Here is a 7696-nt window from a genome sequence, read left to right on the forward strand (position 1 = left end):
CGGCCGGGCCGCCCGCGCCGGTCAGGGGTAGCTGACCACCGGGCTGGTGCCGTACGAGCCGACGACCGGGGTGCCGACCTCGTTGATCGTGCGCTCGATCCCGCCGCTGCCGTTGAGGAACACGGTGACCGCGTCGTGGAACCGCACCCCGGCCCGGCGCGGCGCCTCGATCGCCCGGTCGCAGCGGATGTCCACGCCCTGGTTGAAGTAGGCGTAGACGCCCAGCCCCCACGCCTCGTGCGTGCGGACGTGCGGGGCCACCTTGTAGGAGGCCCAGCCGTCGCCGGTCGGGCTGCGCCAGGCCGCCTGGCTGGGCGGGTCGTAGGGCAGCTCGCTCTGGTAGAACACGGTCCGCCCGCGCTCGCCGTTCCAGATCGTCTGCCAGCGCTGGTAGTGCTCGACGAAGAGCCCGTACGCGGTCACGTCGTCGCCGTTGACGACCACACCGGTGTCGGCGGTGTTGACGGTCCAGCCGATGGTGCCCGGGTTGCCGTGGTCGCCCCGCCAGGCCCAGATGTTGTCGATGAGCGTGTGCCTGCTGTTCACCACCAGGCTGGTCACCGCGCGCCCGGCGTACGGGCCGCCGATGCGGAAGAAGACGTCCTGGAGCGAGGTCGGGTTCGTGGCGTGCGAGCGGTGGCAGCGCCCCGCGCCGACCTCGACGAGCACCTCCGACTCGACCGTACCGGCGTCGACGAGCACGCCGGCGATCCGTACCCCGTCGACGTCCTCGATCCGCAGCGCCGCGTCGCCCGTGGTGGGCACGAGGCTGGGCATGCCGAGGCCGAGCACGACGGTGTTCGGCCGGCGGACCCGCAGCGCCCGGTCGAGCCGGTAGACGCCGGGGGTGAGCAGCAGGTGCCGGCCCCGGGCGAGTTCGGTGTTGATCCGCTTCGCCGAGTCGGTGGGCCGGGCGAGGTAGAAGTCGGACAGCGGCAGCGAGGGCGTCGGCGCGCCGCCGGCGGCCCAGGTGGTGCCGGCGGTGTCGCGGCGCAGCCTCGGCACCGCGACCCGCCAGCGGCCCGCGCCGTCGACGAAGAGGTACGGCTTCTCCCGCACCACCGGGCTGGTCGGCAGCGTGGTGTACGGCGGGTCGGGGAAGCCCTGCGCGGGCGCGCCGATCACGCCGGAGAAGACCTGGTTCCACACCCCGTTGGTCCAGTCGCCACCGAGTTCGCTGTCCCGGGTGAGCCACTGCTGCTGGGAGCCGTTGATGGTGATGCCGTCCACCTTGGAGTCGGCGATGAACCCGCCGCTGGAGTAGCCGCCGTTGCCGGGTTCCAGCCAGAGGATGCCCTTGACGTGCACCCGGCGCATCGGCGACGCCTGGGAGACGGCCCACTGGTTCGACCAGTCGGTGGGGGTGACGGCGAGGTTCTCCGCCGAGCGCCAGAAGTTGGTGAGCGCGGAGATGCCGGCCGGCGAGTTCGGGTCGGGCTGGCCGACCACCCGGACCGCGCCGTGGATCTCCACGTCGTCGGGGTGGGCGCCGAGGCCGGCGAGGGTGGTGTAGTAGCCGAGCCGGGCGTCGACCTCGTAGCGGCCGGGCTTGAACAGCACGGCGTAGCGGTCGAGGCCCATCTCGTTGTGCTCCTGGGCGGTGAAGATCCGGTCCAGGGTGGACTGGATCTCCGCGACCGGGGTGCTCGGGTCGTAGACGAAGACGTTCGGGCCGAAGTCGGGCTCGTGGTCGGGCCGCGCGGCCGGGGACGCGGCGGCGGCGCCGGCCGGGAGGCCGAGGGCGGTGAGCGAGGCCGCCGAGGCGGTGAGGGTGAGGAAGCGGCGGCGGGAGGGGTCGGGTGATCGCATCTGCCTGCCTGTTCGGTGAGGGTACGGAGAGCGCTCTCTGAGCCGTTCCTACCGCACGGCCGTCGATCCCACCAGACCTCCTGGTTCCGGAACCGGGAAGCAACGCGGCATCTTCCTGGTTGCCCCGGGAGACAGTTGATTGCTCAACCACAGGGAGCGCGCATTTCCATCGCCGTCACCGGGGCCACCGGCCAGCTCGGCCGCCTGATCGTCACCGCGCTGCTCGACCGCGGCGTACCGGCCGGGGAGATCGTGGCGCTCGGCCGCGACACCGACCGGCTCGCCGACCTCGCCGGCCGGGGCGTCGTCACCAGGCGGGCCGACTACGACGACCCCGACTCGCTCCGTGCCGCCCTCGCCGGGGTGGACAAGCTCATGTTCGTCTCCGGCAGCGAGGTCGGCCGGCGCCGGCCCCAGCACGCCAACGTGGTCACCGCCGCCAGGGCGGCGGGCGTCGGGCTGGTGGTCTACACCAGCATCGCCCACGCCGACACCGCCGGCATGCGGCTCGCCGCCGAGCACCGGGACACCGAGGGGTACGTCCGCGACGCCGGCCTGCCGTACGTGTTCCTGCGCAACAGCTGGTACCTGGAGAACTACACCGGCCAGCTCGACGCGTACCGGAAGCAGGGGGTGACCGGCGCGGCGGGCGACGGACGGGTCAGCGCCGCCACCCGCGCGGACTACGCCGAGGCCGCCGCCGTGGTGCTCACCGGCGACGGCCACACCGACCGGGTGTACGAGCTGGGCGGCGCGCCGTTCACGCTCACCGAGCTGGCCGCCGAGGTCGCCCGGCAGACCGGCGAGCCGGTCGGCTACACCGACCTGCCGGTGGACCGCTACGCCGAGCTGCTGGTCGCCGCCGGCCTGCCCGAGGGGTACGCGGCCGTGCTGGCCGACAGCGACAGCGGTCTCGCCCGGGGCGAGCTGGAGGTCGGCGACGACCTCGCCAGGCTGCTCGGCCGCGCCCCGACCACGCCAGCCGAGGCGATCCGCGCCGCGCTCTGACGAGCCGCGCCTGACCGCCCCGCCCGGCGGTCAGGCGCGCTCGGCGCGCTGTTTCACGAGGTCGTCGACAAGGGTCTCGACATAGTCGGCGGTCTCCTCCCAGCGGGTCACCGCGACGCTGCGGATGCCCATCGCCTTCACCGGGTAGTCGTTGCCGCCCACGTCGAGCCGGTCCCCCACGAAGAGCACGTTGTCGATCTTCAGGTCGAGGTGCTCCAGCAGCTTCCGCATGCCGTACGCCTTATCCACGCCCTTGCGCGTCACGTCGATCGAGGTCGAGCCGCCGCCGCGGACCTCCAGGTCGGGCAGCTTCGCGGCGACCGCGTCCCGCAGCTTCTTCTTCTTGCTCCCGTCCGGGTCCCAGCCGTACTTCTCCGCCGGCGGGGCGGACTGCCCCAGCGCGGAGAACGTGATCTGGCTGCCCCGGTCCTCGACGATGTCGCCCCAGGTCCTCGACTCCCACAGCCCGAGCGCCTGCGCCGACTCGGTGAGCGCGGCAACCACCCGGGCCTTGTCCGCCTCGCTCAGGTCCTCCGCGTAGACCAGCCGCCAGTCACCGGCCGACCAACGGTAGTAGCGGGTGCCGCAGGTCGGCATCAGGTGCAGCCGGTCACGCTGCTCCTCAGTGAGGTCGAGATGGGCCAGCACCTGCGACTGGAACTGCTCGAACCGGCCACCGGAGATGATCAACACATCCACCTCGGTGAGGAGATGACCGAGCAGGTCGGCCATCCGACGATCGATCTGGGACTTGGAAATCGCCAGGGTGTCGTCGAGGTCGAACGCCACCACTCGAAGATCGTTCACGAATACCTCATGTGTCGTCGCGGGCCGGCCGGGACTAGCAGGGTACCGGTGTGGGCTGGCACCTCTCTGAGCGCCCGCGAACCGGGCCTGTCGACGGAGGGTAACAAGCCGACCCACGCGACGGCCCGGAAAGCTGTCGACACCCGCCACGTCGACGCCGATCGGCGCGCGATCCACCTGGCGGTCGGCCTAGGCTTTTCCGATGGCGAAGATCCTCGTCACCGGGATGTCCGGCGCCGGCAAGTCGACAGCGCTGCGGGCGCTGGCCGCGCGCGGTCACCGCGCCGTCGACACCGACACCGACCGCTGGAGCCGCTGGGAGACGCTGCCCGACGGCTCCACCGACTGGGTGTGGCGCGAGGACGCCGTCGCCGCGCTGCTGGACGGGCACCACACCGGCCACCTCTTCGTGGCCGGCTGCAAGAGCAACCAGGGCCGGCTCTATCCACGCTTCGACCAGGTGGTGCTGCTCAGCGCCCCGGCCGAGGTGCTGCTCGCGCGCGTCGCCGCCCGCACCGACAACCCGTACGGCAGGCGCGCCGACGAACGCGCCGAGATCCTGCGGAACCTGGCCGAGGTCGAACCACTGCTGCGGGCGACCGCCACCGCCGAGATCGACGCCACCGCGCCCGTCGGGGCGGTCGTCGGACACCTGGAACGCCTAGCCTGTGCGGATGTTCGACTCAGCGCTGGTCAACCTCTACACCTCCGACATCGAGGCGGGCATCCGCTTCTACCGTGACCTGCTCGGCTTCACCGAGACGTTCCGGACCCCCGCCGAGGGCGTCCCGGCGCACGTCGAACTCCGGCTCGGCGGGTTCACCGTCGGGTTGGGCACGGTCGAGGCGGCCCGCCGGGCGCACGGCGTGACGGCCGAACCGGGACGACCCGCCATGGCGATGGTGATCTGGACGCCCGACGTCGACACGGCCTTCGCGCGGCTGACCGCCGCCGGCGTACCGGCGGTCCGGCCACCGCACGACTCCGGCAACGGCAACCGCAACGCGCTGCTCCGCGACCCGGACGGCAACCTCGTGGAGATCGTCGCGAAAATCTCGTGACGGTCCCGCATCGCGCAGTCGTCCGTGTACCGCCTCACGCCGGCAGCGTGCAGGTCCCGCCCGCCAGAGCCGACATCGCGCCACGGAAACGCGACCACTCCTCGTAACCTCCGGTCGCCGCGACGTCCGCCGTCACCCGGTCCAACTGCTCCTGGGTGACAGCGTCGGGCAACCCGCGGACGGCGCTGACGTACCGCGGACCCCGCACCGCGATCGGCCGCCACGCCGCCTCGACCTCGCGCCACTCCGGGCGCAGCCCCTCCGGCACCTCCCGCGACAGCAGTCGGCGCATCGTCTCGTTCTCCTGCGCCCACTGCTGGCCGAGAATCGACACCAGTTGATCGCGCGACATCCTCCCGCGATCGTCCACACGCAACGCGTCGTCCCCGGTCGCTCGCGTGCTCGAGATGGCGTCGCAGGCCGCGAGCACCTGGCGCTGGTAGGCCGCGCGCCGCTCGCTGCGCTCGGTGGCGGCGGTGCCGGGCAGTGGTGCGACGAACGCGGCGACCACGAGCGCCGCACCCGACACGGCGAGCGCCGCCCTCACCAGCCGACTCTTCAGCGGAGGAATCCTGATGCCCAGCGCCTCGATCTCCCCGAGCGCCGCCGCGAGCAGGAGGACTATGCCCAGGCCCAGGTAGACGTTGAGTCCGTCCATGTCCACCTCCGCCAGGCATCCCTGCCGGACAGGATGGGCTCCGGGCGGCGACGCGGGAAGAGCACCGTCCGGTAGCTGACGCGATGCTCAGCGGGGAGACGCCGAGCCCCGATGGTGCGGCGAGGCCCGTCCGGGTAGGAGCGCGCCGGTGAGGGCGTTTCGACGAACGACCATGGGTGCCCCCGGCAGGATTCGAACCTGCGACACACGGTTTAGGAAGGCGATTGCGTTCACCCGGAGCACCAGCCTCCTACCAGGGCATACGCCCGATGCTTCATCAGCGAGGACCTTGATCGTTCCGCGCATGTTCCGGATCTTGTGCCCCCTCCCCATGTCTGGGTTCTGCCAGGCTGGCAGCAAGATAGGCGTTGCGGCGTGCGATGAGGCGTTGCAGGTACGGCCGCAGGACGAGGCTGGCCACGAGGCCACCAACGGGTCCCATAGGCGCAGTGAAGTCGATGACATCGCGCATGAGGGTTGCCGAGGAATTAGCCGGATTCGGCGTAAAGCTGTGCTCGTGGCGCCACCGGCCGAACGGACCGCTGATCTGCTCGTCCGTGAAGCCGTGCGGCCGGCGATAGTCAGTGATTCGAACGGTCATCCGCCAGGGAAGGCCGAAGTGCGTGGCTACCCACGTGACGTCATCGCCGGCCATCAACCGGCCGGTCGTTACGCCGCCGACCGCCCGTTCGGCGCTAGTTCTCATAGACTCGGTGTGCATATCAACGTCGAGACAGGCGTCGAAGACGGTTTCCGGGACTGCCTGGACGTCCGTAGTCAGCTCGATGCGCGGCACAGAGCCACCGTAGGCCCCTGGTCACGCCGCGAGGGCAGCAGGATGAGCACTTGACCCCCAGGCAACCAACACGGCTCGCTGATCTGGGACGGCAGGGGCTTCGGGCAGCGTCAGTCGTCCACCGATGTCCGTGGTCGTCCCTCGCCGATCGCACCCGTCGTCACCCAGTTAGTCACCCGGGCTGGCCGGCGCACTGTCGCGGCTCCATTCCGTCAGCAGCTCCAAGGCAAGCCAGTGCCCATTGGCACGTGCGTAGTCCAACGGCGTGCGGCCCCTACGATCAACGGCGTTAGGGTTTGCGCCTCGGGCCAGCAAGAAGGCCGTAACGTCCACATGCAGGGGCCCTCCAGACTGGAGAGCGCCATCGCCCTCCACGTCCACGGCATGATGCAGCAAAGTCATGCCGTGCTCGTCGGGCTCCTGGACGGCAGCCCCGTCGTTTAGAAGTTGCCGCAGTCGGGAGAGGTCTTCCATCTCTACGGCGTGGTGAGTCGGGGTCACCCGGTCAGCCTAGGGTCATCACGCTCCGGCCCAACAGTCAGACGTTGAAGCGGAACCTAGATTCGCCAGCCCGCTACCAGTAGGAACGGCGCTCGGCGCCTGCTCACACGGCGGCTCTGGCTGTCATCGTTGGTCGTTGGTTGACGACGTTTCACGGTGTCTTGTGCCCCCTGTGTGCCCCGAACCTCCGGGCCGCCTCCGGGCAGGACTGATCGAGGCTGGTTCACCTACAGTCGGCTCGTGGAATTCGGGACCTTCGCTGGCTTCGGCCTGCTGCTCTGTGCGGGATTTGCCTGTCTCTTCCTGATCGCCGTCGTCGGGCTGCTCGCGGCCTGGTGGAAGCCCAAGGGTTAACGGGGCCACCTTCAGCTTGGAAGTGCGTTGATCGTTACTTAAGGTCACTGTTCTGTGGTCATGGGCAGAGCGACAGTCACCCGATGTAGCGGTCTTCGATGACTGCTGCTGGGCTGGAACCGTTCTTGACCCTTGCGTCGGGCACGGATCGGGCACGCCCACAAACGGCGCGCTACCGCTTGCCGCCGACCCGCCCCCTGGTACATCGCCCATGCGCGGCAAGTTGCTGGGCTACTCGCGCGATACAACGAACCAAGCCAGCGCACCTACGGCAACCAGCGTTGCTACCGCCAACAAGATGCCCGAGATCAGGAAGGGCATGGGTATTGTCGGCTCCGCCTGAAAACTGACCACGTGGTTCCGGCTGAATCGGGACCACCTCCTGAAGCATCGGGAGGTGCTGAGCGTGGAGGACTGGGCGGAGATCCGGCGGCTGCGGCGGTCGGAGGGCATGGCGATTCAGGCCATCGCACGGCGGTTGAGGGTGTCTCGCAACACCGTGAAGAAGGCCTTGGCCAGTGATGAGCCGCCGCGGTATCGGCGGGCGGTGAAGGGCTCGATCGTGGATGCGGTCGAGCCGCAGATTCGGGCGTTGTTGGCGGAGTTTCCGGAGATGCCTTCGACGGTGATCATGGAGCGGGTCGGGTGGACCCGCGGCAAGACGGTGTTCTGTGATCGGGTGCAGCAGTTACGGCCGTTGTT

At 70.1% G+C, this 7696-nt stretch carries 9 protein-coding genes; 4 read left to right on the plus strand and 5 right to left on the minus strand.

Annotated features, from left to right (window positions below; translation table 11 throughout):
• Positions 1-21: 21 nt before the first annotated feature.
• Entirely contained in the window at positions 22-1809 is a 1788-nt protein-coding gene (locus ACIA5A_RS09845) for an adenylyl cyclase (protein WP_396758759.1), read from the minus strand.
• A 135-nt stretch (positions 1810-1944) separates the two neighbouring features.
• Between ACIA5A_RS09845 and ACIA5A_RS09850 the strand changes: the two genes are divergently transcribed.
• Positions 1945-2817: an SDR family oxidoreductase gene (locus ACIA5A_RS09850; RefSeq protein ID WP_396758762.1), complete on the plus strand. Its 873-nt coding sequence runs from the start codon at positions 1945-1947 to the stop codon at positions 2815-2817.
• 30 nt (positions 2818-2847) lie between these two features.
• On the opposite strand, the gene ACIA5A_RS09855 is transcribed toward ACIA5A_RS09850, so the two are convergent.
• Positions 2848-3624, minus strand: a complete 777-nt coding sequence (locus ACIA5A_RS09855; protein WP_396758765.1) for an HAD-IIB family hydrolase — start codon at positions 3622-3624, stop codon at positions 2848-2850.
• A gap of 202 nt (positions 3625-3826) precedes the next feature.
• On the opposite strand from ACIA5A_RS09855, the gene ACIA5A_RS09860 reads away from it, so the two are divergent.
• Positions 3827-4366, plus strand: coding sequence for an AAA family ATPase (locus tag ACIA5A_RS09860; RefSeq protein ID WP_396758768.1), 540 nt, complete (start codon positions 3827-3829; stop codon positions 4364-4366).
• On the plus strand, positions 4299-4685 hold the full coding sequence (locus tag ACIA5A_RS09865; protein ID WP_396758771.1) for a VOC family protein: 387 nt from the start codon (positions 4299-4301) through the stop codon (positions 4683-4685). Before ACIA5A_RS09860 ends, ACIA5A_RS09865 begins: the two co-directional genes overlap by 68 nt.
• Before the next feature lie 34 nt (positions 4686-4719).
• Here the strand turns inward: ACIA5A_RS09865 and ACIA5A_RS09870 are convergent, their stop codons facing one another.
• The 3 genes from ACIA5A_RS09870 to ACIA5A_RS09880 all read right to left on the minus strand — a co-directional run bounded on the left by ACIA5A_RS09870 (position 4720) and on the right by ACIA5A_RS09880 (position 6613).
• The gene (locus ACIA5A_RS09870; RefSeq protein ID WP_396758774.1) at positions 4720-5343 is read right to left on the minus strand and encodes a hypothetical protein; all 624 of its coding nucleotides are present in this window, start codon (positions 5341-5343) and stop codon (positions 4720-4722) included.
• A 277-nt stretch (positions 5344-5620) separates the two neighbouring features.
• The gene (locus tag ACIA5A_RS09875; protein WP_396758777.1) at positions 5621-6139 is read right to left on the minus strand and encodes an SRPBCC family protein; all 519 of its coding nucleotides are present in this window, start codon (positions 6137-6139) and stop codon (positions 5621-5623) included.
• 168 nt (positions 6140-6307) lie between these two features.
• Positions 6308-6613: an ankyrin repeat domain-containing protein gene (locus tag ACIA5A_RS09880; protein WP_396758823.1), complete on the minus strand. Its 306-nt coding sequence runs from the start codon at positions 6611-6613 to the stop codon at positions 6308-6310.
• Positions 6614-7391: 778 nt separating this feature from the next.
• On the opposite strand from ACIA5A_RS09880, the gene ACIA5A_RS09885 reads away from it, so the two are divergent.
• Positions 7392-7696, plus strand: a 305-nt coding sequence (locus tag ACIA5A_RS09885; RefSeq protein ID WP_396758779.1) for a helix-turn-helix domain-containing protein, incomplete at its 3' end; no start/stop codon positions are given.

It is taken from the genome of Micromonospora sp. NPDC051300 (assembly GCF_044455315.1).
In the GTDB taxonomy this organism is placed as follows: domain Bacteria; phylum Actinomycetota; class Actinomycetes; order Mycobacteriales; family Micromonosporaceae; genus Micromonospora; species Micromonospora robiginosa.

Excerpts from the sequence above, each read along its gene's own strand:
- ACIA5A_RS09845 (WP_396758759.1), bottom strand. The coding sequence starts at position 1,809 with ATGCGATCACCCGACCCCTCCCGCCGCCGCTTCCTCACCCTCACCGCC.
- ACIA5A_RS09860 (WP_396758768.1), top strand. The coding sequence starts at position 3,827 with ATGGCGAAGATCCTCGTCACCGGGATGTCCGGCGCCGGCAAGTCGACA.
- ACIA5A_RS09865 (WP_396758771.1), top strand. The coding sequence starts at position 4,299 with ATGTTCGACTCAGCGCTGGTCAACCTCTACACCTCCGACATCGAGGCG.
- ACIA5A_RS09870 (WP_396758774.1), bottom strand. The coding sequence starts at position 5,343 with ATGGACGGACTCAACGTCTACCTGGGCCTGGGCATAGTCCTCCTGCTC.
- ACIA5A_RS09880 (WP_396758823.1), bottom strand. The coding sequence starts at position 6,613 with ATGGAAGACCTCTCCCGACTGCGGCAACTTCTAAACGACGGGGCTGCC.